The sequence below is a fragment of the Streptomyces sp. TP-A0356 genome (genome assembly GCF_001417775.1).
Classification (GTDB): domain Bacteria; phylum Actinomycetota; class Actinomycetes; order Streptomycetales; family Streptomycetaceae; genus Streptomyces.
Map to the genome: position 1 here is coordinate 108,725 of NZ_BBZJ01000022.1, position 25,502 is coordinate 134,226.

Below are 25,502 nucleotides of genomic sequence, written 5' to 3' on the forward strand. Positions count from 1 at the left end.
AACCCGTCAGTCGTCCACAGGTCCCGGCCATGATCGCCCGGGGTGCGGGACCGTTCTCGCATGCGAGGGAAACGATGTGTGCGGACCTGGTCCGCGGTGCTGCTGATGATGGCGATCGGCACGCTGGCGCCCGTGGCGTGGGCGGGCGCGCCGGCGCGTGCGGACGCGGCCACGGCACCCGCGCCGGTCCCCGACGTACCGGTGCCGACCCTGGCCCGCGTCTGGCCGGTGGGCGTTCACCCCATGGTCGTACGGGGCTGGGAGCCTCCGCCGACTCCGTACGGTCCCGGCCACCGCGGTGTGGACCTGGCGGCGGCTGCGGGAGACCCGGTGCGGGCGGTGGCCGCCGGCCGGGTGAGCTTCGCGGGGTCGGTGGCGGGACGGGGCGTGGTCTCGGTCGACCTGACGGGGACGGGCGACCCGCCGCTGCGGACGACGTACGAGCCCGTGCGCGCGACGGTGCGACAGGGCGACGAGGTGGAACCCGGCGAGCCGGTGGGCGTGCTGGAAGCGGCGGGTGCGGGTGCGCACTGCGCGAGATCGTGCCTGCACTGGGGCCTGCGCAGCGGGGAGACCTATCTGGACCCGTTGTCCCTGCTGCCGCCGTGGCTGCTGCGGGCGGGGCCGTCCCGATTGCTGCCGGTGGACGGGGTGCCGCTGCCCTAGGTGGTGCTGTCCGGGGACGTTGCCATGCGGCACGATGCCGGGGGGCCGTTCGCGGCGGGGCGCTCAGCCCCGCACGCCCCGCAGGGCCATGGCGACCGCCGCCTCGGTGATGGCGGCCGGATCCTCCGCGGCCCCCAGCTCGATACGGCGCACCGCCGCGTCGACCACACCCTGCAGCAGCATGGCCGTCAGCCGGGGCTCGCGGTGTCCCATCCCGCCCAGGGCATCGGCGATCATCGCGACGAGCCCGCCGTGCGCCGCCCGGATCTTCTCGCGCGCCCCGGCGTCCAGTTCGCTCGCCGAGATGGCCACCACGGCCCGGTGCCGCCGGTCCCCCACGAGCGCCAGCTGCTGCCGGACGTACGCCTCGATCTTCGCCTCGGGCCCGTCCGCCGCGGCCATCGCGGCCTCGACCTCCGCCGCCCAGAGGGGGAAGTCGACCGCGCACAGCTCCTCCACGACGGCCGCGCGGGAGCGGAAGTACTCGTACACGGAGGACCGTGCGAGGCCTGTCCGCTCGGCGAGCGCCGGGAACGTCAGTGCCTCCGTACCGCCCTCGGACAGGAGGGACCGGGCCGCGTCCAGCAGGGCGGCTCGCTGCATCGACCGGTGCTCGGCCACGGAGGCCGCTCGAATCCTTGGCACGTCAACCACTGTACGGACGGACCGCCGCCGACGGCAGCCAGTCCCACCACACACGCCGGTGCCGGTCCCCGTCCAGCCATGGCAGGCGCACCCCTGACCGGACACCACACACCACCACACACCGGCCGCTCGCGGACGGGGGCTGAGCTGGGCACCCCCCAGCCGGGCGGGGCGCCCGCAGGCCGGGGCTGGGCGGACACGCACCCCTGAACACGGCCGCCCACCGACCAGGCCAGGGCAGACGCGCACCCCTGCCGCAACCCACCGACCAGCCCAGGACGGACACCCACCCCCGCCACAACCCCCACCGACCAGCCCAGGACGGACACCCACACCGCCGCAACCCCCACCGACCAGCCCAGGACGGACACCCATCCCCGCCACAACCCCCACCGACCAGCCCAGGACGGACACCCACCCCCGCCGCAACCAGCCACCGGCCAGGCCAGGGCGGACGCGCGTCCCCGCGAAGGACGACGCGGCTCGTTCCCCCCAGCGCGTACACGGACCGGGGCTGGGCGGAGGCATATCCCTGCCGCGGCGCCGGGGCCAGGCGGGCGCGCGTCCCGCCAGGGTTCGCACGCCGGGGCTCGGCGGACGCGTATCTCTGCCCGAGGCGCCCGCGAGTCGCGGCTCAGCGGACACGCGGCCCTGCCAGGGCGACGCGGATCATTCCCACCGCCGTGCCCGTGCGCCGGCGCACGGGGAGCGTGGGCCCGTGTCGCTCGTCAGCGCCCGAAGCCGGCCAGCTTGGCGCGCAGCTGCAGCACCGACTTCGTGTGGATCTGGCTCACCCGGCTCTCGGTCACCCCGAGGACGTTGCCGATCTCGGCGAGCGTGAGCCCCTCGTAGTAGTAGAGCGTGACCACGGTCTTCTCCCGATCGGGCAGCGTGTTGATCGCCCGCGCCAGGAACCGCCGCAGCTCCCGGTCCTCGGCCACCTCCACCGGATTGTCGGCCGCGGTGTCCTCCAGGGTGTCCATGAGGCTGAGCCGATCGCCCCCCTCACCCCCCACGTGCAGCAGCTCCTCCAGGGCCACCACGTTCGCCAGGGACAACTGGCTGAAGACGGCATGGAGCTCCTCCACACCGATCCCCATCTCCGCCGCCACCTCGCCCTCGGTCGGCGTCCGCCGCAGCCGCGCCTCCAGGGTCGCGTACGCCCGCTCCACGCTGCGGGCCTTCTGCCGCACCGACCGCGGGATCCAGTCCAGTGCCCGTAGCTCGTCGATCATCGCGCCCCGGATCCGCGTGATCGCGTACGTCTCGAACTTGGTCTCCCGGTCGATGTCGAACTTCTCGATCGCGTCGATCAGCCCGAAGACCCCCGACGACACGAAGTCCGCCTGCTCCACATTGGCCGGCAGTCCCACGCTCACCCGCCCCGCCACGTACTTCACCAGCGGCGAGTAGTGCAGGATCAGCTGCTCCCGCAACCGCTCGTCCCCCGTCTCCTTGTACGACCGCCACAACTCGTCGAGCGTCGAGGGAGCGGGCGGGCGCACGGTGCCGCCGTCACGGGCGGCGGGGGGAAGCGCCGCCCGGTCGGACCCGGAGGTGTGGTGGGGCATTCGTCGCCTTGTGCCGTTCTGCTGTGAACTGGGGATGCCTGAGTGAGCTGTCGGTCTGATGTCTAGATGCCTGTCTGAGTCGGAATCCTCGTGAGCGTAGCGTGACTGTGGTGTCGCAGTGTGCGAAGGGCAAGGGATCACCCGTGTGCGAAGGGGCCCGGTGGGGCCCCTGTCGGGGCCACGACCGTAGCCCTGTGTGATCGCTGGAAAGGGTCAACTGCGGGAATTGCCAAGGCTGTCGGGGGTCGCCCGGACGGCCGAACACGCTCGGTCAACATGGACCGGGAACCGGCCCGACCGAGGTCATTGCCTGGCGTGTCAACTTCCAGCCATCGCCGTGTCGTTCGACGAATCCAAGTGATCGGAGTTCGTACAGTCTCCCGACGGCGTCGTCCTCGCTCGTCTGCGCTCCGCGCGCGATCTCACCCGCCGACGCCGCTCCCCGGGCGGGCAGAGCCGCCAGAACGCGCCGGGCGGCCGGTTCCAGCAGATCGCGGGGGAGCACGGGACCCCGCCGGTCCGGTGCCAGTTCGCCCATGTCGCCGACCAGTTCGACGACTTCCGCGGCATCGGTGACCAGCAGGGCTTCCCCGCGCAGCAGTTCGTGCACGCCTGCGGACAGCCCGCTGGTGGCCGGTCCCGGCACCCCCATGGTGAAGCGGCCGAGCCGCTGCGCCGCACGTGCCGTCACCAGCGAGCCACTGCGGTAGGCGGCCTCGACGACCACGGTGCCTCGGGTGAGCGCCGCGATGACCCTGTTCCGCACGATGAACCGGCTGGGTGTGGGATGCTCGCCCGGCGGCAGTTCCCCGACCACGAGCCCCTGCTCGGCGATCCTGCTGATCAACCCGGCGTGGCCGCGCGGATAGGGCCGGTCCACGCCGCAGGCCAGCACGGCGACGGTGGCACCGCTCACGCCCAGCGCCCCCCGGTGGGCCGCGCCGTCCACTCCGTAGGCACCGCCCGACACCACGACCCAGCCGCGCTCGGCGAGCCCGGCGGCGAGCGTGGCCGCCATGTGCGCGCCGTACTCGGTGCAGGCACGTGCGCCCACGACCGCGACCGACCTGAGCGCCCACATCCGCAGACCGGCCCGCCCACGCACCCAGAGTCCGAGGGGACGGGCGTCCCCGAGGTCGTCGAGCTGGGCGGGCCACTCGGCCGCGCCGGGGGACACGAACCTCACCCCTGCCTCCCGGGCAGCGGTCAGGTCCCGCGCCGGCTCGGCCCTTCCGGCCCGGGCCCTCAGCCCGGCCCACCGCTTCTCGGACACCCCCGGCAGCCGCGGGCCGCCCTCCCTCAGCAGGCGGGCCACCTCCTCGGCCCCGCGTTCCCGCACCCAGCGGCCCGCGACCTCGTCCCCGGGCTCGATCACCCGGCTGAGGAAGATCCGGGCGAGACACTCACCGTCCGGGGTGCCGCCCGCGCTCATGTCAGCGCCCCGATGGCCATCGGCACTCCCCTCGGCACCCCGGTGCGCAGTTGCAGCGCCAGGGCGACGTCCGTCGCGTCCGGCCGGTCGTGACCCACGAGATCGGCGACGGTCCAGGCCACCCGCAGCACACGGTCGAGCCCTCGGGCCGTCAGCACGCCCCGCTCCAGGTTGCGCTCGGCCTCGTCCATCGCGCCGCTCCTGGCATACCAGCGGTTGCGCAGCTCCCGGCCCGGCACTTCGCCGTTGGTCCGCCACGGGGTGCCCGCCAGGCGCGTGGCCGCCCGCTCCCTGGCCTCGCGCACCCGGTCTGCGACCGTCGCGGTGGACTCGCCCCGTGCGCCGCGCTCGGTGAGTTGCGCGCGCGTGACCGGATCCACCTCGACGCGTAGATCGACCCGGTCCAGGAGCGGCCCGGAGAGCCGGGCCTGATAGCGGCGGATCGCCGAGGGCGGGCATTCGCACAGGTTGTCGCGCAGCGAGAATCGGCCGCAGGGACAGGGGTTGGCCGCGAGCACCATCAGGAACCTCGCCGGGAACCGTACGACACCCGCGCTGCGCGCGATCACGACGTGCCCCGACTCCAGGGGCTGCCGCAGCGCGTCGAGGGCCTGGCTGTTGAACTCGGGCGTCTCATCGAGGAAGAGGACTCCCCGGTGGGAGAGCGACACTGCGCCGGGACGGGCGATGCCGGGACCGCCGCCGACGAGTGCCTGCATGGTGGCCGAGTGGTGCGGGGCGCAGTAGGGGGCGACATCGATCAGGGGTTTGCCCGGCGGGAGCAGGCCCGCCACCGAGTGCACCGCCGTCACCTCCAGCGACTCCTGCCTGCCGAGTCTGGGCAGGATGGCGGGGAGTCGCTCCGCGAGCATCGTCTTCCCGGCGCCGGGCGGTCCTTCCAGGAACAGGTGGTGCCCGCCAGCGGCGGCCACCTCCACCGCCGTGCGCGCCGAGATCTGACCCACCACGTCCGCGAGGTCGTGGCCCTGGTCGTGCTGCGCGGCGCCGCTGCTGTGCATCCCGGTGGCGGCTCCCGTGCCCGGCACGCGCAGACCGGCGAGGAGCGGATCCGGACGGCCCTGCTCGTCCGGATCCTCGTCGGGCACGGGTTCGTCGGCGAGGACCGCGATCAGCTGGCGAAGGCTGCGGACGCCCAGCACGGACACTCCGGGTACCAGTGAGGCCTCGGCCGCGGCACACTCGGGGACGACCACCTGCTCGTACCCCGCGTCCGCCGCGGCCAGTACCGCCGGCAGGATGCCGCGGACCGGCCGGACCCGACCGTCCAGACCGAGCTCGCCGATCATCACGATGTCGGCGAGCACCCGGGGATCGATCCGCTCCGAGGCGCCCAGCACCGCACATGCGACGGCGAGGTCGAACCCGCTGCCCGCCTTCGGCACGGACGCCGGACTGAGCCCGACCGTGAGCTTCTTCTGCGGCCACTCGCCACCCGAATTGACCACCGCCGCCCGCACCCGGTCCCGGCTCTCCGTCAGGCTCTTGTCCGGGAGGCCCACCAGGGTGAAGGCCGCCACCCCCGGTTCCAGGTCCGCCTGGACCTCGACCACGACGCCCTCGACGCCGACCAGTGCCACGGAGCACGTACGCGCGAAGCCCATCACGCCGCCCCTCGCACGTGCTCGACCGCGGCGGGGCCACGCTCGGGCAGGACGACACCGATCACGTCGATCCGCACCCCGCCCGGTGGTGCCCCGCCGTGCGCCTGGATCCAGCGCTCGGCAAGGCCCCGCAGCCGCTCCGCCTTCACCGGCGTGACGGCGGCCATGGGATGCTCGAAGCCACCGCTCCTGCGGGTCTTCACCTCGCAGACGACCAGGACGTCACCGTCCCTGGCCACGATGTCGATCTCGCCGCTCCTGCCGCAGCGCCAGTTGCGCTCCAGGACCGTGATTCCGGCCGCCGTCAGCCGCCGGGCGGCCAGTTCCTCGCCGTACCTGCCGAGTGCACTGCGTGCCTGGTGTGTGTTCATGTGGGCACCACCTCCGGTGCCCACCGTCACGCACCCGCCTCCACGAAGTGGATCTTGGTGGATGACTCAGCGGTTGTGGATAACTCCGTCACCCGCTCGGGAGTTCGAGATCGCTCTTGTTCAACTCCTCGATGTTCACATCCTTGAACGTCAGGACTCGTACCTGCTTCACGAAACGAGCGGGCCGGTACATGTCCCACACCCAGGCATCCGCCATGGACACCTCGAAGAACACCTCGCCCTGGACCGAGTGCACCTGCATCTCGTAGTCGTTGGTGAGGTAGAAGCGCCGTTCGGTCTCGATCACGTATTTGAACAGACCGACGACATCGCGGTACTCCCGGTAGAGCTTCAGCTCCATCTCGGTCTCGTACTTTTCGAGGTCCTCGGCGCTCATGGCATGTTCCCCTTCAGCCGTGCGATCCCCCCATTGTGCGCCAGTCCCGTGAGCCCCTAGACGATTTCGGTGTCGAGGACCTCGGGCCTGGCCGGAGGACCTTCGTCGAGCAGCGTGCGCAGCAGCTCGGCGAGTCTCTTCGGATACACCGTCTCATGCGTCTCGGCCAGTTCCCCGCACGTCCACCACCGTGCTCCGACGACGCTGCGCTTTTCCAGGTCCGTCAGGCTCGGCGCGGCCATGGCCGTCTGGGCCGTCCGGGCCAGGTAGTACCACTCGTCCTGGTCCCAGCGGCGGCCGGCGAACGGAAAGGAGCACCTTCGCCGCCACAGCACCGGGCCCAGCTCGACCTCCGTGACACCGGTCTCCTCGGCCAGCTCGCGCAGCGCCGCCTGCTCGCGCGTCTCGTCGCCCTCCACACCACCACCGGGCGTGAACCACCAGTCGTCGGCCGGATCGTCCGGCTCATGGCCGTGCAGCAGCAGGATGCGGTCGCGTGGATCGAGAAGCACCACCCGGGCCACCTTGCGCAGACCGCCCTCGTTCGCGTCCCGCGCACCCCCTTCGCGCCCGTCGGCCTCCTCGGACTGGTACGCCCCGTGGGAGGCGCAGGACTCGTGCGGCGATGGGGACGGACTCGAGGACGACGGCGTCGGGGCCTCAGCGGGCACCGGCCGGCTCCGTCCGCCGCACGGCGTTCCCGCGCCCGCGGCCCGCCAGCTTGGCGATGGGACCGTAGGCCCCGCCGCCCAGCACCAGCACCGCACCCGCCACGATCGCGCCGACGATCAGCCGCAGCGGTCCGGGCGAGGACAGCGGGCCCAGTGCCTCGAAGCCCGTCGGGCGGGCCAGCATGCCGTTCATCGGCCACACCACGGCGTCCACGCGGGCGTCCACCGCGCTGCGCGCCACCGTGCCGCTGAATGCCTCCGTGAGGTGGGCCGAGGAGTCGAGGGAGCCGCTGCGCTCGTCGCCGAGCAGGAACAGTCGGTCCTTGGGCACCTTGATCGTGGGGATGGTCCTGTACTCCGCGATCTGCCCCTTGGCCAGGTAGGACTCCTGGATCTGCCTGCCGTTGACGGTCAGCTTGCCGTCGGTGCAGCAGCTCACCGTGTCCCCGCCGACCGCCACCACCCGCTTCACCATGGGCATGCCGCCCCAGGTCTGCTGCCGGAAGACGACGACGTCGCCGCGCCTGATGTCGGCGGCGTCGACGCGCTGGGCGAGGACCCGGTCACCGGCGACGATGGTGGGCGACATGGACTCCGTCGGCACGGTGTAGGGCCGGTAGACGATCGCGCCCCAGACGAACCCGCCGAGGAAGAGCACACAGCCGAGGGCCACGGCCAGCCCCGACAGCACGCTGCCGAGCCGTCCGCGGCCCTCGTCCGTACGACCAGTCCTGCTCATCCCAGTGCTCCCCAGGTCGGAGATTCGACCCCGTGGCCCACGGACGGGCCCGGAAGATCGGCGATCTGGGACGGCACCCTACCCGGCGGTACCGCTGCCAGAAACCCTCGGGCTTGCGGCGGTAGGGCGCGCGGCGAGCCGGCGACGGCGCCACAGCACCAGCGGCGCCGCCCCCGTAAGACCGAGCGCTGGGGGGACCGTGACGCTCAGCCCCTGGTCGAAGGTGTCCGGGATCGGCAGCGTGTCCCAGCGGGTGGGCGGCCAGGCGATCACGATGGCGCGGCCCACCACATTGCCCACCGGCACGAAGCCCTGGTCCTTGTCCTGCTGGTGGTAGCGCGAGTCCAGCGAGTTCTGCCGGTGGTCGCCCATGACCCAGATCCGGTCGGGCGGCACCGTGACCTTGAACTGGCCGCCCTGGTCGTCGACGCTGCACGGAGTGTTGCCGGGGTACACATACGGCTCGTTGAGCGCGTGGCCGTTGACCTTCAGCGGGCCGGTGCCCTTGCACTCGATGGTGTCGCCGGCGACGCCGATGACCCGCTTGATGAGGTCCTTCTCCTCGGCGGACGGCATCAGCCCGATCCAGCTCAGGGCCGTCTGCAGGGCGTTCGGGTTGGCGGTGGGCTCGCCTGCCAGCCAGTTGTCCGGGTCGTGGAAGACGACGACCTCGCCGCGCGAGGGCTGGGAGCCGAACCACGGGGTCAGCTTGTCGACGAGGACGCGGTCACCCTGCTGGAGGGTGTTCTGCATCGAGTCCGAGGGGATCGAGAACGCCTGCACCAGGAACGTCTTGATCAGCAGCGCGAGCACCAGCGCGATGCCGATGAGGAGCGGAAGTTCCTTCCAGAAGGAGCGCTGCTTCTTCGGCGTGGAGGCCTGTCCACTGCCCTCCTGGGTGCCGCCGTCCGGGGAGCCACTCCCGGAGCCGACGTGTTCTGCCGCGGCCGGGGCAGCCGCCTCGTCGGGTCGCTGCGGCCTCTCTTCGGGACCCTCGTGCCCGGACCGTGCGCCGACCGCCAAATCCCCCACATCCACTCCTCACTCCGTACCGCCGCCGGCGCCCCTGTCGACGCAGGCCCACCACTCCCATAACGAGCGGGAGTTCCGCAGGGCTCGGGAGGGGGATCAATCCGTATCGATCCGCGGGGGCCACCCTATGCGACGGACCGAGCGCGGTGGTCGACCCGCTCGGCACCGACCCGTATGTGTCCGGCTCCTGCAGGCGCGTCCAGTGCCCGATGGGCCAGGCGATGACCATGGCACGGCCGACGACGGACTTCTCCGAGACGGTACCGCTGAACTCCTCGGTGCGGTGGTAGCGCGAGTCGGCGGAGTTGGCGCGGTGATCACCCATCACCCACAGCCGGCCCGGCGGCACGGTCACCGAGAACGAGAAGTCCGAAGGTTTGTTCCCCGGGTGAATGTACGGCTCATTCAGCGGCATGCCGTTGACGGTGACGCGTCCTTGCGTGTCACAGCACTTGACGGTGTCTCCGCCGACCGCGACGACCCGCTTGATGAGGTCCTTGTCGTTGTCGGACGGCAGCAGACCGATCCAGGTGAGCCCCTCCTTGACCTGCTTGACGACGACCGGGTCGTTCTTCTTCGTCGTCTTCTCCCCCGCGAGCCAGTCGCCGGGGTCCTGGAAGACGACGACGTCGCCGCGCTGCGGCTTGGAGCCGAACCATGGCGTCAGCTTGTCGACGAGGACGCGGTCACCGATCTGGATCGTGTTCTCCATCGACCCGGACGGGATCACGAACGCCTGCAGGAGGAAGGTCTTCAGCACCAGCGCTATCAGGACGGCGACGCCGATGAGGAGAGGTATCTCCTTGACCGCGGAGCGCCTCCGCTTGCGCTTGACCTTGCGCTGGAGCTTGCGCCGTTCGGCGCGGCTGCGTCCGGTGGGGGCACCGGTCGCGGCGCGGCGAGAGCCGGTGGGCAGGAGGTTCTGCGTGACGGTGTCGGAGGGGATGCTGCCGCGCGGTTTGCCTCGGTTACCCATGGTTACCGCCCGCGGCGGGCACGCGCGCGTAGGCGCCGGGACGTGTGAGGTGGCTCCAGTGCGCGGAGGGCCAGACCACCCAGTCGGCCCTGCCGATCACGGCGCCCACGGGAATCATGCCGCCGCCCGGCGAGCCCAGGTGGTCGCGGGAGTCGCTGGAGTCACTGCGGTGGTCGCCGAGCACGAAGAGTGCCCCGGCGGGCACGACGACGTCGAAGGGGACATCGGACGGCCTGTTCCCGGGATACAGAAACGACGACTCGTCGACCGACCGGCCGTTCACGTCGAGCCTCCCCTTCTTGTCGCAGCAGACAACGTGGTCTCCCCCGACACCTACTACCCGCTTGATGTAGTCGGCGTTCCCGAAATACCCGGTGCCGTCGAACACGACGACGTCTCCCCGCTGCGGCATCGATCCGAAACGGTACGCCAACTTATTTACGAGCACGCGGTCCCCAACCCTCAATCCGCGCTCCATCGAACTGCTGGGGATGTCGAACGGCTGCGTCACGAACGTGCCGAGGGCGAGGGCGAACAGCAGACAGACGAGGGCGGTCAGAGTGATCCGCCCGCCGGGCAGCCACTCGGCGAGCCGGGACACCAACGCGAAGCGCGACCGCCCCTCCGTGCCCGGTGTGTCCGAGGGTTCCTCGGAGTCGACGGGGTGGGAGGAGCGGTCGCGCTCCGTGTGCTGTGCTTCGGTGTCCATCGGGGCCAGATGCTATCCGGCCCCGCTCAGAACCCCGGGAAGCGCTCAGTTCTCGCGCTTCTCCTTGATCTTCGCCGCCTTGCCGCGCAGGTCGCGCAGGTAGTACAGCTTGGCGCGGCGCACGTCACCACGGGTGACGAGCTCGATCTTCTCCACGATCGGGGTGTGCACCGGGAAGGTGCGCTCGACGCCGACGGAGAAGGAGACCTTGCGGACCGTGAAGGTCTCGCGCACGCCGGAACCCTGACGGCGGATCACCACGCCCTTGAACTGCTGCACACGGGAGCGGTTGCCCTCGATGACGCGGACGTGGACGTTGACGGTGTCGCCCGGGCGGAAGGCCGGGATGTCGCTGCGCAGCGACGCGGCGTCGACGGTGTCGAGCACGTGAGACATTTCGTCTGCTTTCTTCGCCGATGCCACAGGTCATCGACGGGAGGTAGTTTCTCGGTAAGAAGCGCTGACCGCATCGGGGCGGGCGTCGTGTCCCCCTGTGGCAGGGGCGCACGCCGGACGCGGACAACAGCGGCCTATTCTTCCATGCCTTCTGGCCTGCGCCAAAATCGGCCATACGGCTTGCCCTCCGGGTCCGGCGCCCAGCCCAGGATGGAGAGCATCTCGCGGTCCTTCTTGTCGAAGGCAGAGGGGTCGCAGCGCTCGATCAGGTCGGGCCGGTGGGACGTCGTGCGCTTCAGGGCCTCGTCCCGGCGCCAGCGGGCGATCCTGCCGTGGTGGCCGCTGAGCAGCACCTCCGGGATGTCCCGGCCGCGCCACGCCGGCGGTTTGGTGTAGACGGGTCCCTCAAGGAGGTTCGCCATCGCGCCGGGCGCGAAGGAGTCGTCCCGGTGGGACTCGGCGTTCCCCAGCACCCCGGGCAGCAGCCGAGCCACCGCCTCGGTGATGACGAGGACGGCCGCTTCGCCGCCGGCGAGCACATAGTCGCCGATGGACACCTCGTGGACGGGCATCCGGGTCGCGTACTCGTCGATGACTCGGCGGTCGATGCCCTCGTAGCGGGCGGGCGTGAAGATCAGCCAGGGGCGCTCGGAGAGCTCGACGGCGAGTTCCTGGGTGAAGGGACGGCCGCTGGGCGTGGGGACGATCAGGGCGGGCGCCGAGGAACCGGTCTCGTAGCCGTCGGCCAGGATGTCGTCCAGCGCCTCGCCCCAGGGCTCGGTCTTCATGACCATGCCGGGGCCGCCGCCGTACGGGGTGTCGTCGACGGTGCTGTGGCGGTCGTACGTCCAGGACCGCAGATCGTGCACCTGCACGTTCAGCTGTCCCCGCGCGCGTGCCTTGCCGACGAGGGAGACGTTCAGCGGCTCCAGGTACTCGGGGAAGATCGTGACGACGTCGAGCCGCATCTAGGCCTCGTCCCGGGAGGACGCGATCTCGGCCCGGTCGTCGATCAGACCCGGCGGCGGGTCGATGACCGCCCGCTGCTCCTCCAGGTCGATCTCGGTGACGATCTCCTCGACGAAGGGGACGAGCACCTCGCTGCCGTCGGGGCGCTCGACGATGAAGAGGTCCTGGGAGGGCAGATGGGAGATCTCCGTGATCCGGCCGACCTCCACGCCGTCCCGGGTCACGACATCGAGGTCGATCAGCTGGTGATCGTAGTACTCGTCCTCGCCCTCGGGCAGTTCGTCCGGGTCGATCTCGGCGATCAGCAGGGTGTTGCGAAGCGCCTCGGCGGCGTTGCGGTCGGCGACGCCCTCGAAGCGCAGCAGGAGGCGGCCGCTGTGCACGCGGCCCGTCTCGATGGTCAAGGGTCCGGCGGATGCCGGGTCGGTGGCCAGTACGGCGCCGGGTGCGAGCCTGAGCTCCGGCTCGTCGGTACGTACCTCCACGGTGACCTCGCCCTTGATGCCGTGGGCGCGGCCGATCCGTGCGACTACCAGCTGCACTTTGGAAGATCTCCTGTCGTAACGACTACGGGCCGGGGACGGCCCAGTGGCCCTCCCCGGCCCGAGCCGGTGCTGCGAAGCGTTCAGCGGACGTGGTCCACGTCGACGAGGTCGACACGGACGCCGCGGCCGCCGATGGCGCCCACGACGGTGCGCAGAGCGCGTGCGGTGCGGCCGTTGCGGCCGATCACCTTGCCGAGGTCGTCGGGGTGGACCCGGACCTCCAGCACACGCCCGCGGCGCAGGTCGCGCGAGGCCACCTGCACATCGTCAGGGTTGTCGACGATGCCCTTCACGAGGTGCTCGAGAGCCTCCTCGAGCATCCTCAGGCCTCGGTCGACTCAGACGCAGAGGACTCGGCGGCGGCCTCGTCCTTCTTCTCGGCCTTCTTCTTCTGGGTGATCGCCTCGCCCTTGCCCTCGTCCTCGCCGCTCAGGGCCTCGAACGACGGACGCGCGGACTTGACCTCCGGCTGCAGCAGCGGCGCCGGGGCGGGCTCGCCCTTGAACTTCTGCCAGTCGCCGGTCTTCTTCAGGATGGCGAGCACGGGCTCGGTCGGCTGGGCGCCGACGGAGAGCCAGTACGCCACACGCTCGGCGTCGACCTCGATCACCGACGGGTGGTACGTCGGGTGGTACTTGCCGATCTCCTCGATCGCCCGGCCGTCACGGCGGGTGCGGGAGTCTGCGACGACGATGCGGTAGTGAGGCGAACGGATCTTGCCCAGACGCTTCAGCTTGATCTTGACTGCCACGGGAGTGGATTCTCCTGGATTTGACGTGGTTGGGCACGGCGGACGGCCGCGTGGGGTTGCGGTACCCGAGTGCCCGATGGACGCGTCAGCCGGAGGAGAGAGGGGTCCTGTGCGGCTGTCGAGTACAGCTAGCCATTGTGCCATACCCTGCGGGCTCCGCTGGGCCGAGGGACGCCAGGGCACACCTGAGGGGCACCCGGCGCCGGGACCCCCGGGCGTTGGTCACGCCACCCGGCGCTCACAGGGTGCCTACGTGCCGTGAACCACGGCCGCACCGAGTACGGCTGCCACGAGCAGCCGTCTCTCAGCCTGCAGCCGCCCCCACGGGTTCCGGAATGCGGAAGGGCTTGCCGCAGCCGCCGCACACGATCGGGGCCTGGGCCAGGACCGACGGTACGACGCGGACGTTGCGGCCGCAGTCGCAGACCGCCTTGACGCGTACACCGCCTCCGGAGGAACCGTGGCGGGCGGCGGGACCGCGGAACGTACGGGCCGTGTCCGCGGCCGTCGCCGCCGAGTGGGCCTTCAGCGCGCGCTGGAGCCGCTCGATGGTCGGGCGGTAGCGCCGCTTCGCCTCGGGGTTGAGCGTGACCAACGAGAAGCCGCTGCTCGGGTGCGGCTCCTCGGGGTGGTCCAGGCCCAGCTCCTCGGCGATCGCGAGGAATCTACGGTTGTGGTAGCGGCCGGCGCGGGAGGTGTCGCGTACGCCGCGGGCGGCGGCGATGCCGTGGACTGCCTCATGGAGCAGTCGCTCGAAGGAGAGTTCGTGCCCGCAGGCGGACGACGACTCGCCGATCAGGGATTCGGGCGCGGCAAGATCCGGCAGCTCGGGGTGGTGCCTTTGAATGTCGGCCCACGCCTGTGCCAGCTCTGCGGCGAGAACAGGTGGTGTCGTGCTCACGTAATGACAACGAGCCTGAGTGCCCCTGTGTTCCTATTCCGGGGCATCCCAAATAATTTGCACGTACCCGTCAGTTGCCGCTGATGTGTCCTGACGAGGGCGCGTGCGCAGATCTGCGGAGAAGCCTCACAGCTCATCCCAAGGTGGTGCGTAGCGACGCGTACGCGCCGGCGCGTAGGAGAGGTGCGCGCGCCGGGATGTCTGTGGTCCACAGATGCGCAAGAGGCGTTTCGGCCGCTCTCGGCGGATCTCCTCGTATCTCAGTAAGCGCGCGCGACGACCGCGACGTTACCCGGTGCGTCGTCGGCGTCGGGGACCGACCCGTCCTCGGCGACCAGACACCGTACGGTCACCGCGTGCTCGGCCAGCTTGGCCTCGCCGTCCTCACCGAGCACGGCCCACGGAATGCGCGCCCAGCCGCCCGCGGTGGCCGCCTCGACGGCCTCCTCGATCGTCGCCACGTCGGCCGTGCGGGACGCACGGCGCTCGCGTGACTGCCGCAGCAGCAGCGCCTGGTCCTCCTCGAGGATCCCGGGAAGCGCGCCGACGAGCGACTCGATCGCGATCGGCTGCTTGCCGCCCCCAGAGCCAGACGCCTGGGAGGTACCCCCGGGGATGCGGCGGGCCAGCATCGCCGTGCCGCTCTCCAGGTCACGGGGCCCGATCTCGATGCGTACGGGCACACCCTTGAGCTCCCAGTCGACGGCCCGGCGGCCGAAGGGCGTGTCGGTGCGGTCGTCCACCTGGACACGGATCCCGGCCGCCCTGAGCCGGTCGCCCAGTTCGCGGACCTTGGCCAGAAGCGCTTCGTCGCCCTTGATGGCGAGCACGACCGCCTGGATGGGGGCGAGGCGCGGAGGGACCCGCAACCCGTCGTCATCGCCGTGGGACATGATCAGGCCACCCACCATGCGCGTGGACGAGCCCCAGGACGTCTGCCAGACGAACTCCTGCCTGCCCTCCTTCGACAGGTACTGGATGTGGAAGGCCTTGGCGAAGTTCTGGCCGAGTTCATGACTGGTGCCCATCTGGAGGGCCTTGCCGTCGCCCATCATCCCTTCGAGCGTAAGGGTGTTGACGGCGCCGGCGAACCGCTCGCTCGCCGTCTTGCGGCCGAGCACGACGTCGATGCCGAGGACGTCGACCATGAAGTCGGCGTACACCTCCTTGTGGATGTACGCGGCGTAGTCCCGGGCCTCCTCGTACGTGGCGTGGGCGGTGTGGCCCTCCTGCCACAGGAACTCGGTCGTCCGCAGGAACACGCGCGGGCGCATCTCCCAACGCACCACGTTGGCCCACTGGTTGATCAGCAACGGCAGGTCGCGGTAGCTCTGCACCCACTTGGAGAAGTAGTCGTTGATGATCGTCTCGGAGGTGGGCCGGACGACGACGGGTTCCTCCAGGTCCTTGCCGCCGCCGTGCGTGACGACCGCGAGCTCGGGGGCGAAGCCCTCGACGTGCTCGGCCTCCCTCGTCAGATACGACTGCGGGATGAACAGCGGGAAGTAGGCGTTGGAGGCGCCGGCTTGCTTGATGCGCGCGTCCATCTCCTGCTGCATCCGCTCCCACAGCGCGTAGCCGTACGGCCGGATGACCATGGTGCCGCGCACCGGACCGTTGTCGGCCAGTTCGGCCTTGCTGATCAGGTCCTGGTACCAGCGGGGGAAGTCGTCCGCCCGGGGGGTGAGAACGAGTGCCTTTGCCATGGCGCGATGGTACGGGGACATCTCCACGCACCGTGAATCCGTTGTCACCCAGGGCTGACGTACGGGGCGCACGCACGGCGCACACGGAGTGCTCCACACCCCCTGGACGCCACGACGGGCGCGGAGTTTCCTGGCATACGGGGGCTACGCGGAAGGGCGAGCGCACGTCACGGGGGCTACAGAACCGAACACAGCTGCAACTCTCGTCGGATTGGGGCGCTTTCGAATGACACCTACGCTCGCGCGGCAGGACCTTTCCCGCACGGGAGCGGCTCCTCGCGCGGACCGGCGTGCACGCGCGCGTGACTGGGCCGAGATTCAGGAGCGGATGCTCGTACCGCTGTACGAGGCCGTCTACGAGCGGCTCGAAGTGGGCTCCGGGACACGGCTGCTCGGGCTGGGGTGCGGTGCGGGTCTCGCCCTGCTGATGGCCGCGTCGAGGGGCGCCTCGGTCACCGGTGTCGACTCCGGCGCGCGGGAACGGCTGGCCCTCGCCCGCGAACGGCTGCTGCCCAGAACGCGGGGCACACGCGCGCGTACCGGCACCCGGCTCGTGGACGGCTCGCCACGGCAGGCCGCGCCCGCCCCCGATGAGCCGGCGTACAACCTGCTGACCGCCTTCGAGCCGGTCGGATGCGCGGACGGCGACACGAACGCGCTGGAGGAACAGCTCGCCGCGGCGACGCCGCTCGCCGAGCGCGGGGCGCTCGTGGTGCTCGCCGCGTGGGGTCCGCCGGAACGGTGCAGCACCTCGTCCGTACTGCGCGTCGCCACCAAACCCGCCGATCCCGAGGGCGGTGCGGGCGGCTGGCGCCCGGCCCGGCGCGACGACCTGGAGGAGGCCGCACGGCGCTGCGGGCTCCGTCCGGACGGGTCGGGTCGGGTCGCCTGCCCCTTCGGGTACGCCGACATGGACAGCGCGCTACGGGGGATGCTGTCGACGGGGTTCTTCGACGCGGCGATCCACGCCACGGACCAGGAGCAGGTCGACAAGGAGCTGACCGAGGCGCTGCATCCGTACCTGAGGCCGGACGGCACGGTGTGGATGCCGAACGTGTTCCGCTACCTCATCGCGCGCGTCCCCTAGGCCCCACAACCGATCGTCGCTCGCGTCCCCCGGGCCGTCGGCGGATCGGCCGGGCCGTCGCCCGCGTCCCCTGGCCGTCGCCGCCAACCGCTCCTCATCTGCATTCCCGACCGCACGTGCCCCGGGCCTCGCCCGCACCCCCGACCGTCCCGCGGATTCAGTCCTCCTTCCGTGGGCGCAGGATTCCCGCGATGCGGTACGCGTCCGCCTCGTCCAGTGTCTCGTTGACCAGGAGCGCCTCCGCCAGTGCCTCCAACTGGCCCCGGTGCTCGCCGAGTTTGTGGCGTGCCTCCTCGTAGCACTCCTCGACGATGCGGCGCATCTCGCTCTCGATCACGTCGAGCGTGTGCGGGGCCGCCGCCAGCCCGTACGCCTGCTGCAGATCGTTCGGGAGGGCCGACAGACGGCCCACTCGTTCGCTCATGCCCCAGCGGGCGACCATGCCCCGGGCGATGTTGGTGACCTGTTCGAGGTCACTCTCGGAGCCCGTCGTGATCATCTCGTAGACCACCTGCTCCGCCGCCATGCCACCCAGGGCGCCGATGATGCGCCCGCGCAGATACTCCTCCGTGTACGCGTGCCTTTCCGACTCGGGGGTCGACAGCGTCGCCCCGAGTGCCCGGCCGCGCGGCACGATCGTGATCTTGCGCACCGGGTCGGCGCCCGGCTGCAGCATGCCCAGCAGGGCGTGACCGCTCTCGTGGTACGCCGTGCGCCGGCGCTCCTCCTCGGGCATCACGAGGGAGCGTGCGGCGCCCAGCTGCACCTTCTCCAGCGCCTCCAGGATGTCCGACTGCGTCACCTGCGGCTTCCCCCGCTTGACCGCCAGCAGGGCGGCCTCATTGGCGAGGTTGGCCAGTTCCGCGCCCGTCATGCCCGGGGTCATACGGGCCACCTGGGCCAGGTCGACGTCCGGAGCGAGCGGCATCTCGCGCGTGTGGATCCTCAGGATCGCCTCGCGGCCGTCGCGGTCCGGCGGCGACACGGTGACCACCCGGTCGAAACGGCCGGGCCGGGTGAGCGCGGGGTCGAGGACGTCCGCGCGGTTGGTCGCCGCGATGACGATCACGCCCTCCGAACCGGTGAAGCCGTCCATCTCCGTGAGGATCTGGTTCAGCGTCTGCTCGCGCTCGTCATGGCCGCCCAACGACGCCCCACCGCCGCGCACCCGCCCGATCGTGTCGATCTCGTCGATGAAGATGATCGACGGAGCCATCCTGCGGGCCTCGGCGAACAGCTCGCGGACGCGGGAGGCGCCGACGCCCACGATCATCTCGATGAACTCGGAGGCCGAGGCGGAGAAGAACGGCACGCCCGCCTCGCCTGCCACCGCCCGCGCGAGCAGCGTCTTGCCGGTACCCGGCGGGCCCGTGAGCAGCACGCCGCGCGGCGGCTTCGCGCCCATCCTGCGATAGGCGTCCGGGTTCTTGAGGAAGTCGACGACGTCGGCCAGCTCGCCCTTGACCTCGTCGATGCCGGCCACGTCGTCGAAGGTCGTGCGCGGGGTGCCCGGCTGCAGCTCGACCGGCTTCGGCGGCGCCCTGCGGCCGAATATCCCTCCGGCGCCCAGACCCGCGCTCACCCGCCGGGAGATGAAGAGCCACAGCGCCACCAGGATCAGTATCGGCGCCAGCGAGAGCAGCAGGTTGGACAGGAAGCCGCGCTGCTGCACGACCGGCTGCGCGGTCACCGTGACATGGTGCCGGGTCAGGTTCTGCCAGAGCTTGTCGTCCGCGAAGGCCGGGCGCTGCGTCTTGAACTTGGTGTACTTCCCGCCGCCCTGGGGGTTGGGCTGGGGGTTCTTGAGCCGGCCCTGGATGGTGTCACCCTTGGCGTAGACCGTGGTGACGTTGCCGTCGTTGAGCTGCCTGCTGAACTCCGTGTACGAGATCGTCGGCTCGTTTCCCCTGGTGTAGTAGGACAGCCCGAGGTAGGCGACGAGGAAGACGACCAGCGCCGCGACGGCCAGGCCCCACCAGCCACCGGGCAGCTTCCGGCCGGCAGGCCGTCTGGGCGGCGCCTCCGGTGTGCCCTCGGTGCGCCACGGCTGGTCGGGGGTCTTGCGCGGTGGGGCGGAATTGCCCATACATCGGACGGTACGGCACCCGAGGGGCCCCGGCACGCGCTGAGGGCGCCCCTCCGGGGAGGGACGCCCTCGGCGTCGTAGGGGATGCTCTGCGTCGTACGGGATGCTCTGCGTCGTAGGGGGATGCCCTGCGTCGTAGGGGGATGCCCTGCGGATCAGCCCATGAACTTCTTGAACTCGTCCGGCAGCTCGAAGTCCTGACCGCCCTGCTGCGGGAGGCCGAGGGCGTTGCCGCTCTGGGCGGCGGCGCGGCGCTCGGCGGCCTCCTGCTCCTGCTGCCGGCGCTTCATCGGATTCCCGGAGCGCTGCTTGCCCTTGGCCTTCTTCGGCTGCTTCCTGCTCCGGCCGGGACCACCGCCCATGCCGGGGATCCCCGGCATGCCGGGCATGCCGGCGCCCTGGGCCATGCGGGACATCATCTTGCGTGCCTCGAAGAACCGCTCGACCAGGTTCTTGACCGCGCTGACCTCGACACCGGAGCCCTTGGCGATACGGGCGCGACGGGAGCCGTTGATGATCGTCGGGTCCTGGCGCTCGCCCGGGGTCATCGACTTGATGATCGCGGCCGTGCGGTCGACGTCCCGCTCGTCGATGTTGTTGATCTGGTCCTTGATCTGGCCCATGCCCGGGAGCATGCCGAGCAGCTTGGAGATCGACCCCATCTTCCTGACCTGCTCCATCTGGGCCAGGAAGTCGTCGAGGGTGAAGTCCTGGCCCTTCTTGGAGGCCAGCTTGGAGGCCATCTTCTCGGCCTCGGCCTGGTCGAAGGTCTTCTCCGCCTGCTCGATCAGGGTGAGCAGGTCACCCATGTCGAGGATGCGGGAGGCCATCCGGTCCGGGTGGAAGGCGTCGAAGTCCTCGAGCTTCTCGCCGTTCGACGCGAACATGATCGGCTTGCCGGTGACCGAGGCGATCGACAGGGCCGCACCACCGCGGGCGTCACCGTCGAGCTTGGAGAGGACCACGCCGTCGAAGCCGACGCCGTCGCGGAAGGCCTCCGCCGTGTTGACGGCGTCCTGACCGATCATCGCGTCGACGACGAAGAGGATCTCGTCCGGGCGGATCACGTCCCGGATGTCCGCGGCCTGCTGCATCATCTCCTGGTCGATGCCGAGGCGGCCGGCGGTGTCCACGATCACGATGTCGTGGACCTTGGTCTTCGCGTGCTCGATGGAGTCCCTGGCGACCTTGACCGGGTCGCCGACGCCGTTGCCCGGCTCCGGCGCGAAGACGGCCACGCCCGCGCGGTCGGCGACGACGCTCAGCTGGTTGACCGCGTTCGGGCGCTGGAGGTCGGCGGCGACCAGGAGCGGGGAGTGGCCCTGCTCCTTGAGCCACTTGGCGAGCTTGCCCGCGAGGGTGGTCTTACCGGCACCCTGCAGACCCGCGAGCATGATCACCGTCGGGGGCTGCTTGGCGAACCGGAGGCGGCGGGTCTCGCCGCCGAGGATCGTGACCAGCTCGTCGTTGACGATCTTGAGGACCTGCTGGGCCGGGTTGAGCGCCTTGGAGACCTCGGCGCCGAGGGCGCGCTCCTTGACGTTCTTGATGAAGCTCCGGACCACCGGCAGGGCCACGTCGGCTTCGAGGAGCGCGATACGGATCTCGCGTGCGGTGGCGTCGATGTCAGCTTCGGACAGCCGGCCCTTGCCCCGCAGATTCTTGAACGTCGCTGAGAGGCGATCGGAGAGAGTATCGAACACGGCGCTCGTCGGTCCTCGGGGTCGGGGTCTAAAGGAATCGTCCTCAAGGGTATCCGGACGCACGCGGTGGGGTCTTCACCGCGTGCTTACGGACCGGAGCCCGGTGCGTACGTAAGCGGGGCTCAGTTCCGCAGCGCCTCCTCCAGCGCCCGGGCCACCGACGCCGCCTCCTCGCCCGGCAGGGGCGCGCCCGTGGCCGTCGTCACATAGAACGCGTCCACCGCGTTGGCGCCGAGCGTCGAGACATGGGCGCTGCGCACCCGTACCCCGGACTTCTCCAGCGCCCGCCCGATCCGGAAGAGCAGGCCCGGCGCGTCCTGGGCCCGCACCTCGATCACCGTGGCGTGTCGCGAGGCGGCCGGGGCGACCGTCACACGGGGCGGGGGCGCGACCACGCCCCGGCGGCGGGGATAGGCGGCGTCCCGCTCCGCCAGCCGGGCCCCGATGTCCAGGGAACCGTCCAGGGCCCGTACCAGGTCGGCCCGCAGCCGCGCGGCCTGGGGCAGCGAGCCGTACTCGGCCGCGACCCGCCAGTCGAGCAGCAGGACGGAGCTGTCGTGGACGCCGTCCGGCAGGTCCAGGGCCCGTAGCTCGGCCGTGCGGACGGTGAGGCGGTGCACGGCGAGCACGCCCGAGACCGCGGGCAGCACACCGGGCTGGTCCGGTACGGCGATCAGCAGCTCCACGCCCAGGGGTTCCGGTTCGCCGGACGGCTCGTCGCCCGGGGGCTCGGTCTGCGCGCGCAGGGCGAGCACCGGGGCGCCCGTGCGGAACGCCTCGACGGCCAGCCGCTCCTGCTCGGCGGTGGGCGTGGCGGCCTCCGGTTCGGCGGGCTCGTCGCCCGCGAGCAGCGCCGAGACCCGCTTGACCAGGTCGGTCACCAGCGCTGCGCGCCAGGACGACCAGGCCGCGGGCCCGGTGGCCAGCGCGTCCGCCTCGGTCAGCGCGTGCAGCAGCTCCAGGGTGCTCTGTGAGCCGACGGCGTCGGCGACCGAGCGCACGGTGGCCGGATCCTCCAGGTCACGCCGGGTCGCCGTCTCGACGAGCAGGAGGTGGTGACGTACGAGGGTGGCGAGGACGGCGACGTCGTCGCGGTCGAAGCCGATCCGGGCCGCCACGTCCCGCGCGATGATCTCGCCCGCCACGGAGTGGTCGCCGGGCCAGCCCTTGCCGATGTCGTGCAGCAGCGCGGCGACCAGGAGGAGGTCGGGGCGGCCGACGCGGCGGGTCAGCTCGGACGCGCGGACGGCCGTCTCGATCAGATGGCGGTCGACGGTCCATACGTGCACGGCGTTGCGCTGCGGGCGGCAGCGCACCCGCTCCCAGTCGGGCAGCAGGCGGGTGATCAGGCCTTCGGCCTCCAGGGACTCCCAGACCTCGACGGTCGGACGGCCGGAGCCCAGCAGGGTCACGAGCTGTTCCCGGGCCTCTGCGGGCCAGGGCGAGGGCAGGGGGCGCACGGCGCCCGCCATCCGCCGTACGGCGTGCAGGGAGAGCGGGAGGCCGGCCTGGGCGGCGGCAGCGGCGGCGCGCAAGGGAAGCACCGGGTCGCGCTCGGGGCGCGCGGCCCGCGCGAGCACCACCTCGCCGTCCTGTTCCACCACCCCTTCCGCCAGGGGCGACCGCTCCGTGACCGACTTGCCGCCACCGAGCATGGCGCGCAGCCGCGGCCGCACCGCGCGCGAGCGCAGCACACGGCCCACCTCGCGCCAGGTCACATCGCTGGCATACGAAATGACGCGCGCCGCCTCGTACACCTGGCGCAGCAGCGTGTCGGCGTCCAGCAGGCCGAGTTCGGCGGCTACCTGGTCCTGCTCCTGCAACGCCAGCCGGTCGGTGGCGCGCCCGGTGGTCAGATGCAGCGCGTCCCGTACGTCCAGGAGCCGGCGCCGGGCGTCCGCCAGCCCCTCGCGGGGTGCGTCCGCGAGCCAGGAGGCGGCCACCGCACGCAGGGCCGTGGCATCGCGCAGGCCGCCCCGCGCCTCCTTGAGGTCCGGCTCCAGCAGGTACTGCAGCTCGCCCTGCCGCTCGGCCCGTTCGGCACACAGCTCCTGCAGTTCGGGAAGGCGCTTGGGTGCCTGGTTGCGCCAGTCGGCCAGGATGGCCGTCCTGAGGCCGGCGGTCATTCCGAGGTCGCCCGCCAGGTGCCGCGCGTCCAGCAGGCCGAGCTGCACCTTGAGGTCCTCGCCCGCGGTCCTGCGCGCCTCCGCCGGGGTGCGGACGGAGTGGTCGAGGGCCAGGCCCAGGTCCCAGACGGGGTACCAGATGCGGTCGGCCAGGGCGGCCACCGCCTTGCTGTCGCCGCCGTCGTGCAGCAGCAGCAGATCCAGGTCGCTGCGCGGGGACAGCTCGCCGCGGCCGTAGCCGCCGACGGCGACCAGGCAGACGCCGCGCAGTTCCCCGGCACCGGCGGTGAACAGTTCGGCGAGCCAGTCGTCCGTCAGTTCGGCCAGGGCCGCACGGCGCGGCGGCCCGGACCGCGCCCCCTCCGTGAGGAGGCGCAGCCGGGCCGCCGCGTAGCCGCTGGGTCCCGAGCCCTCTGCTTCCGTACGTACGTCCGTACTCGTCACCCAGCGACTCCTGTTCCGTTGGTGCCTTAGGGGTCCTTGCACTATGACCACGCGACCCGGGCGGGCGTAGTGCAAGGATCCCTTACAGCGCGTCGGGTCCGCGCTCGCCGGTCCGGACCCGGACGGCCGTCTCGACCGGGAGGGACCAGACCTTGCCGTCTCCGATCTTGCCGGTGCGGGCCGCCTTGACGATGACGTCGATGAGCTGTTCGGCGTCGTCGTCCTCGGTCAGCACCTCGATACGGATCTTGGGGACGAGGTCGACCGTGTACTCGGCGCCGCGGTAGACCTCGGTGTGCCCCCTCTGCCGACCGTAGCCGCTCGCTTCGGTGACCGTCAGACCGTGCACCCCGAAGGCCTGGAGGGCCTCCTTGATCTCGTCCAGCCGGTGGGGCTTCACGACGGCGGTGATGAGCTTCATGCGTCCACCTTCTTGCTCTGCGTGGCGGCCAGGGCCGGAGCGGTGGCCGTCCCGATGACGCCGCCGCCCGCGCCGCTGAAGTCGTATGCGGTCTCGGCGTGCTCGGCCTGGTCGATGCCGGAGATCTCCTCGTCCTCGGTGACCCGCATGCCGATCGTCTTGTCGAGGAGGAAGGCGAGGACCGCGGAGACGACCAGGGAGTAGGCGAGGACCGCGAAGACACCGGCGCACTGGATCCAGAACTGGTGCATGCCGCCGCCGTAGAAGAGGCCCTTGACGTCGGACTGGCCCTTGCCGCTGGCGAAGAGGCCGATGAGCAGGGAGCCGATGACACCGCCGACCATGTGGACGCCGACGACGTCGAGGGAGTCGTCGTAGCCGAACCTGTACTTCAGGCCGACCGCCATGGCGCACAGGACTCCGGCGACGGCACCGACGGCGATCGCGCCGAGCGGGGAGACCGCACCGCCGGACGGGGTGATCGCGACCAGACCGGCGACGGCGCCGGAGGCGGCGCCCAGCGTGGTGAACGCGCCGTGGCGGATCTTCTCGTAGGCGAGCCAGGCCAGCATGGCGGCCGCGGTGGCGACCTGTGTGTTGACGAACATCAGCGGGCCGACGCCGTCGTCGTTGCCGAGCCACGAACCGGCGTTGAAGCCGAACCAGCCGAACCACAGGAGACCGGCGCCGAGCATGACCAGCGGGAGGCTGTGCGGACGCATCGGGTCCTTCTTGAAGCCGACGCGCTTGCCGATGACGAGGATCACGCCGAGCGCCGCCGCACCGGCGTTGATGTGGACCGCGGTACCGCCGGCGAAGTCGATCACACCCAGCTTGAAGGCCCAGCCGCCGGCGCCCCAGACCCAGTGGGCGACCGGGAAGTACACGATCGTGGCCCAGAGGACCAGGAAGAGGGACCAGGCCGTGAACTTCACGCGGTCCGCCAGCGCGCCGCTTATCAGGGCGGGCGTGATGATCGCGAACATCAGCTGGAAGACGGCGAAGACGAAGACCGGGATGGTGTAGCCGGGCCAGAGGTCCATCTTGCCGATGTTGCTGAAGCCGACGTAGTCGGAGGTCCAGCCGATGATCGAGCCCTTGTCGGTGCCGAAGGCCATGGAGAAGCCGTAGAGCACCCACAGGATGGTGACGATGCCGAGGCTGATGAAGCTCATCATCAGCATGTTCAGGGTGCTCTTGACGCGGACCATGCCTCCGTAGAAGAAGGCCAGGCCCGGGGTCATGAGCATCACCAGGGCGGAACAGATCAGCATGAAGCCTGTGTTGGCGGACGACAGCTTGGGTGCGTCCGCCGCAAGCGTGATGGCGGCTGGTGCCATCGGCGTCTCCTCGTCGGTTGGTACGGCCCCGTGCGGGCGAAGCCTGAGAGCGGTCCGGTCATGAGGGGCGGGCCGGTTATGCGCCATGAGATTGGCGCAGCGCGGTTTCGGTCGACGCCCCTGGATGTTTCGCCGCAGTGACGAAGGCACCGTGCGTGTTACGCATCGATGAACTGCCGGATACCGGTCGCGTCGA

General features: G+C 71.0%; 24 protein-coding genes and 1 pseudogene. 2 read left to right on the forward strand and 23 right to left on the reverse strand.

What is annotated here, in order from left to right; all coding sequences use genetic code 11:
• The first annotated feature begins 60 nt into the window (after nt 1-60).
• Nucleotides 61-666: a M23 family metallopeptidase gene (locus ASC56_RS23410; RefSeq protein ID WP_055493482.1), complete on the forward strand. Its 606-nt coding sequence runs from the start codon at nt 61-63 to the stop codon at nt 664-666.
• A 63-nt stretch (nt 667-729) separates the two neighbouring features.
• Here the strand turns inward: ASC56_RS23410 and ASC56_RS23415 are convergent, their stop codons facing one another.
• From ASC56_RS23415 to proS, 18 genes and pseudogenes are all read right to left on the reverse strand, one after another.
• Nucleotides 730-1,287 carry a TetR/AcrR family transcriptional regulator gene (locus ASC56_RS23415; RefSeq protein WP_055493483.1) on the reverse strand — a complete coding sequence of 186 codons (558 nt, stop codon included), beginning with the start codon at nt 1,285-1,287 and terminating at the stop codon, nt 730-732.
• 752 nt (nt 1,288-2,039) lie between these two features.
• Entirely contained in the window at nt 2,040-2,882 is an 843-nt protein-coding gene (gene whiG / locus ASC56_RS23420; RefSeq protein WP_055493484.1) for an RNA polymerase sigma factor WhiG, read from the reverse strand.
• Between the two features lie 271 nt (nt 2,883-3,153).
• Complete coding sequence (gene dprA / locus ASC56_RS23425) at nt 3,154-4,314, reverse strand: DNA-processing protein DprA (RefSeq protein WP_055493485.1); 1,161 nt, start codon at nt 4,312-4,314, stop codon at nt 3,154-3,156.
• The gene (locus tag ASC56_RS23430) at nt 4,311-5,936 is read right to left on the reverse strand and encodes a YifB family Mg chelatase-like AAA ATPase (RefSeq protein ID WP_055493486.1); all 1,626 of its coding nucleotides are present in this window, start codon (nt 5,934-5,936) and stop codon (nt 4,311-4,313) included. The genes dprA and ASC56_RS23430 overlap by 4 nt, the downstream gene beginning before the upstream one ends.
• The gene (locus ASC56_RS23435) at nt 5,936-6,337 is read right to left on the reverse strand and encodes a YraN family protein (protein WP_055493487.1); all 402 of its coding nucleotides are present in this window, start codon (nt 6,335-6,337) and stop codon (nt 5,936-5,938) included. Before ASC56_RS23435 ends, ASC56_RS23430 begins: the two co-directional genes overlap by 1 nt.
• Nucleotides 6,338-6,395: 58 nt before the next feature.
• On the reverse strand, nt 6,396-6,704 hold the full coding sequence (locus ASC56_RS23440; RefSeq protein WP_003993268.1) for a DUF2469 domain-containing protein: 309 nt from the start codon (nt 6,702-6,704) through the stop codon (nt 6,396-6,398).
• Nucleotides 6,705-6,760: 56 nt separating this feature from the next.
• Nucleotides 6,761-7,237, reverse strand: coding sequence for an NUDIX hydrolase (locus ASC56_RS23445; protein ID WP_055493642.1), 477 nt, complete (start codon nt 7,235-7,237; stop codon nt 6,761-6,763).
• Between the two features lie 127 nt (nt 7,238-7,364).
• The gene (lepB, locus tag ASC56_RS23450) at nt 7,365-8,114 is read right to left on the reverse strand and encodes a signal peptidase I (protein WP_055493488.1); all 750 of its coding nucleotides are present in this window, start codon (nt 8,112-8,114) and stop codon (nt 7,365-7,367) included.
• Between the two features lie 78 nt (nt 8,115-8,192).
• Nucleotides 8,193-9,146, reverse strand: a complete 954-nt coding sequence (gene lepB / locus ASC56_RS23455; protein WP_055493489.1) for a signal peptidase I — start codon at nt 9,144-9,146, stop codon at nt 8,193-8,195.
• Nucleotides 9,034-10,122: pseudogene (gene lepB, locus ASC56_RS38325) on the reverse strand (signal peptidase I); the annotation flags it as partial. The gene lepB (ASC56_RS23455) and the pseudogene lepB (ASC56_RS38325), both read right to left, overlap by 113 nt.
• On the reverse strand, nt 10,115-10,831 hold the full coding sequence (gene lepB, locus ASC56_RS23465) for a signal peptidase I (protein WP_055493491.1): 717 nt from the start codon (nt 10,829-10,831) through the stop codon (nt 10,115-10,117). The gene lepB (ASC56_RS23465) and the pseudogene lepB (ASC56_RS38325), both read right to left, overlap by 8 nt.
• A 45-nt stretch (nt 10,832-10,876) precedes the next feature.
• Complete coding sequence (gene rplS / locus ASC56_RS23470; protein ID WP_055493492.1) at nt 10,877-11,227, reverse strand: 50S ribosomal protein L19; 351 nt, start codon at nt 11,225-11,227, stop codon at nt 10,877-10,879.
• A 134-nt stretch (nt 11,228-11,361) separates the two neighbouring features.
• Nucleotides 11,362-12,195 carry a tRNA (guanosine(37)-N1)-methyltransferase TrmD gene (trmD, locus tag ASC56_RS23475; RefSeq protein WP_055493493.1) on the reverse strand — a complete coding sequence of 278 codons (834 nt, stop codon included), beginning with the start codon at nt 12,193-12,195 and terminating at the stop codon, nt 11,362-11,364.
• Nucleotides 12,196-12,738, reverse strand: a complete 543-nt coding sequence (rimM, locus tag ASC56_RS23480) for a ribosome maturation factor RimM (RefSeq protein WP_055493494.1) — start codon at nt 12,736-12,738, stop codon at nt 12,196-12,198.
• Nucleotides 12,739-12,821: 83 nt separating this feature from the next.
• The gene (locus ASC56_RS23485) at nt 12,822-13,061 is read right to left on the reverse strand and encodes an RNA-binding protein (protein WP_005479813.1); all 240 of its coding nucleotides are present in this window, start codon (nt 13,059-13,061) and stop codon (nt 12,822-12,824) included.
• Nucleotides 13,062-13,063: 2 nt separating this feature from the next.
• Nucleotides 13,064-13,492, reverse strand: coding sequence for a 30S ribosomal protein S16 (rpsP, locus tag ASC56_RS23490; RefSeq protein WP_055493495.1), 429 nt, complete (start codon nt 13,490-13,492; stop codon nt 13,064-13,066).
• 304 nt (nt 13,493-13,796) lie between these two features.
• Nucleotides 13,797-14,393, reverse strand: a complete 597-nt coding sequence (locus ASC56_RS23495; protein WP_055493496.1) for a hypothetical protein — start codon at nt 14,391-14,393, stop codon at nt 13,797-13,799.
• A gap of 260 nt (nt 14,394-14,653) precedes the next feature.
• The gene (gene proS / locus ASC56_RS23500; protein WP_055493643.1) at nt 14,654-16,099 is read right to left on the reverse strand and encodes a proline--tRNA ligase; all 1,446 of its coding nucleotides are present in this window, start codon (nt 16,097-16,099) and stop codon (nt 14,654-14,656) included.
• Between the two features lie 226 nt (nt 16,100-16,325).
• Between proS and ASC56_RS23505 the strand changes: the two genes are divergently transcribed.
• Nucleotides 16,326-17,186 (forward strand): SAM-dependent methyltransferase, encoded by an 861-nt coding sequence (locus ASC56_RS23505; protein ID WP_079102672.1) that lies wholly within the window; start codon nt 16,326-16,328, stop codon nt 17,184-17,186.
• A gap of 157 nt (nt 17,187-17,343) precedes the next feature.
• Here the strand turns inward: ASC56_RS23505 and ftsH are convergent, their stop codons facing one another.
• The 5 genes from ftsH to ASC56_RS23530 all read right to left on the reverse strand — a co-directional run bounded on the left by ftsH (nt 17,344) and on the right by ASC56_RS23530 (nt 25,306).
• Nucleotides 17,344-19,272 (reverse strand): ATP-dependent zinc metalloprotease FtsH, encoded by a 1,929-nt coding sequence (gene ftsH, locus ASC56_RS23510; protein ID WP_055493498.1) that lies wholly within the window; start codon nt 19,270-19,272, stop codon nt 17,344-17,346.
• A gap of 155 nt (nt 19,273-19,427) precedes the next feature.
• Nucleotides 19,428-20,975, reverse strand: coding sequence for a signal recognition particle protein (gene ffh / locus ASC56_RS23515; protein ID WP_055493499.1), 1,548 nt, complete (start codon nt 20,973-20,975; stop codon nt 19,428-19,430).
• Nucleotides 20,976-21,097: 122 nt separating this feature from the next.
• A complete protein-coding gene (locus tag ASC56_RS23520; protein ID WP_055493500.1) occupies nt 21,098-23,545 on the reverse strand; it encodes a [protein-PII] uridylyltransferase in 2,448 nt (815 codons plus the stop codon).
• A gap of 82 nt (nt 23,546-23,627) precedes the next feature.
• The gene (locus ASC56_RS23525; protein ID WP_055493501.1) at nt 23,628-23,966 is read right to left on the reverse strand and encodes a P-II family nitrogen regulator; all 339 of its coding nucleotides are present in this window, start codon (nt 23,964-23,966) and stop codon (nt 23,628-23,630) included.
• A complete protein-coding gene (locus tag ASC56_RS23530) occupies nt 23,963-25,306 on the reverse strand; it encodes an ammonium transporter (RefSeq protein ID WP_055493502.1) in 1,344 nt (447 codons plus the stop codon). Before ASC56_RS23530 ends, ASC56_RS23525 begins: the two co-directional genes overlap by 4 nt.
• Nucleotides 25,307-25,502 lie beyond the last annotated feature (196 nt).

What these genes read in the sequence shown, in the direction of transcription:
- trmD (WP_055493493.1), bottom strand. Translation starts at nt 12,195, where the DNA reads ATGCGGCTCGACGTCGTCACGATCTTCCCCGAGTACCTGGAGCCGCTG.
- lepB (WP_055493491.1), bottom strand. Translation starts at nt 10,831, where the DNA reads ATGGACACCGAAGCACAGCACACGGAGCGCGACCGCTCCTCCCACCCC.
- ASC56_RS23430 (WP_055493486.1), bottom strand. Translation starts at nt 5,936, where the DNA reads ATGGGCTTCGCGCGTACGTGCTCCGTGGCACTGGTCGGCGTCGAGGGC.
- ASC56_RS23410 (WP_055493482.1), top strand. Translation starts at nt 61, where the DNA reads ATGCGAGGGAAACGATGTGTGCGGACCTGGTCCGCGGTGCTGCTGATG.
- dprA (WP_055493485.1), bottom strand. Translation starts at nt 4,314, where the DNA reads ATGAGCGCGGGCGGCACCCCGGACGGTGAGTGTCTCGCCCGGATCTTC.
- ASC56_RS23525 (WP_055493501.1), bottom strand. Translation starts at nt 23,966, where the DNA reads ATGAAGCTCATCACCGCCGTCGTGAAGCCCCACCGGCTGGACGAGATC.
- rplS (WP_055493492.1), bottom strand. Translation starts at nt 11,227, where the DNA reads ATGTCTCACGTGCTCGACACCGTCGACGCCGCGTCGCTGCGCAGCGAC.
- ASC56_RS23485 (WP_005479813.1), bottom strand. Translation starts at nt 13,061, where the DNA reads ATGCTCGAGGAGGCTCTCGAGCACCTCGTGAAGGGCATCGTCGACAAC.
- ftsH (WP_055493498.1), bottom strand. Translation starts at nt 19,272, where the DNA reads ATGGGCAATTCCGCCCCACCGCGCAAGACCCCCGACCAGCCGTGGCGC.
- ASC56_RS23440 (WP_003993268.1), bottom strand. Translation starts at nt 6,704, where the DNA reads ATGAGCGCCGAGGACCTCGAAAAGTACGAGACCGAGATGGAGCTGAAG.
- whiG (WP_055493484.1), bottom strand. Translation starts at nt 2,882, where the DNA reads ATGCCCCACCACACCTCCGGGTCCGACCGGGCGGCGCTTCCCCCCGCC.
- proS (WP_055493643.1), bottom strand. Translation starts at nt 16,099, where the DNA reads ATGGCAAAGGCACTCGTTCTCACCCCCCGGGCGGACGACTTCCCCCGC.
- lepB (WP_055493488.1), bottom strand. Translation starts at nt 8,114, where the DNA reads ATGAGCAGGACTGGTCGTACGGACGAGGGCCGCGGACGGCTCGGCAGC.
- ASC56_RS23505 (WP_079102672.1), top strand. Translation starts at nt 16,326, where the DNA reads ATGACACCTACGCTCGCGCGGCAGGACCTTTCCCGCACGGGAGCGGCT.
- ASC56_RS23530 (WP_055493502.1), bottom strand. Translation starts at nt 25,306, where the DNA reads ATGGCACCAGCCGCCATCACGCTTGCGGCGGACGCACCCAAGCTGTCG.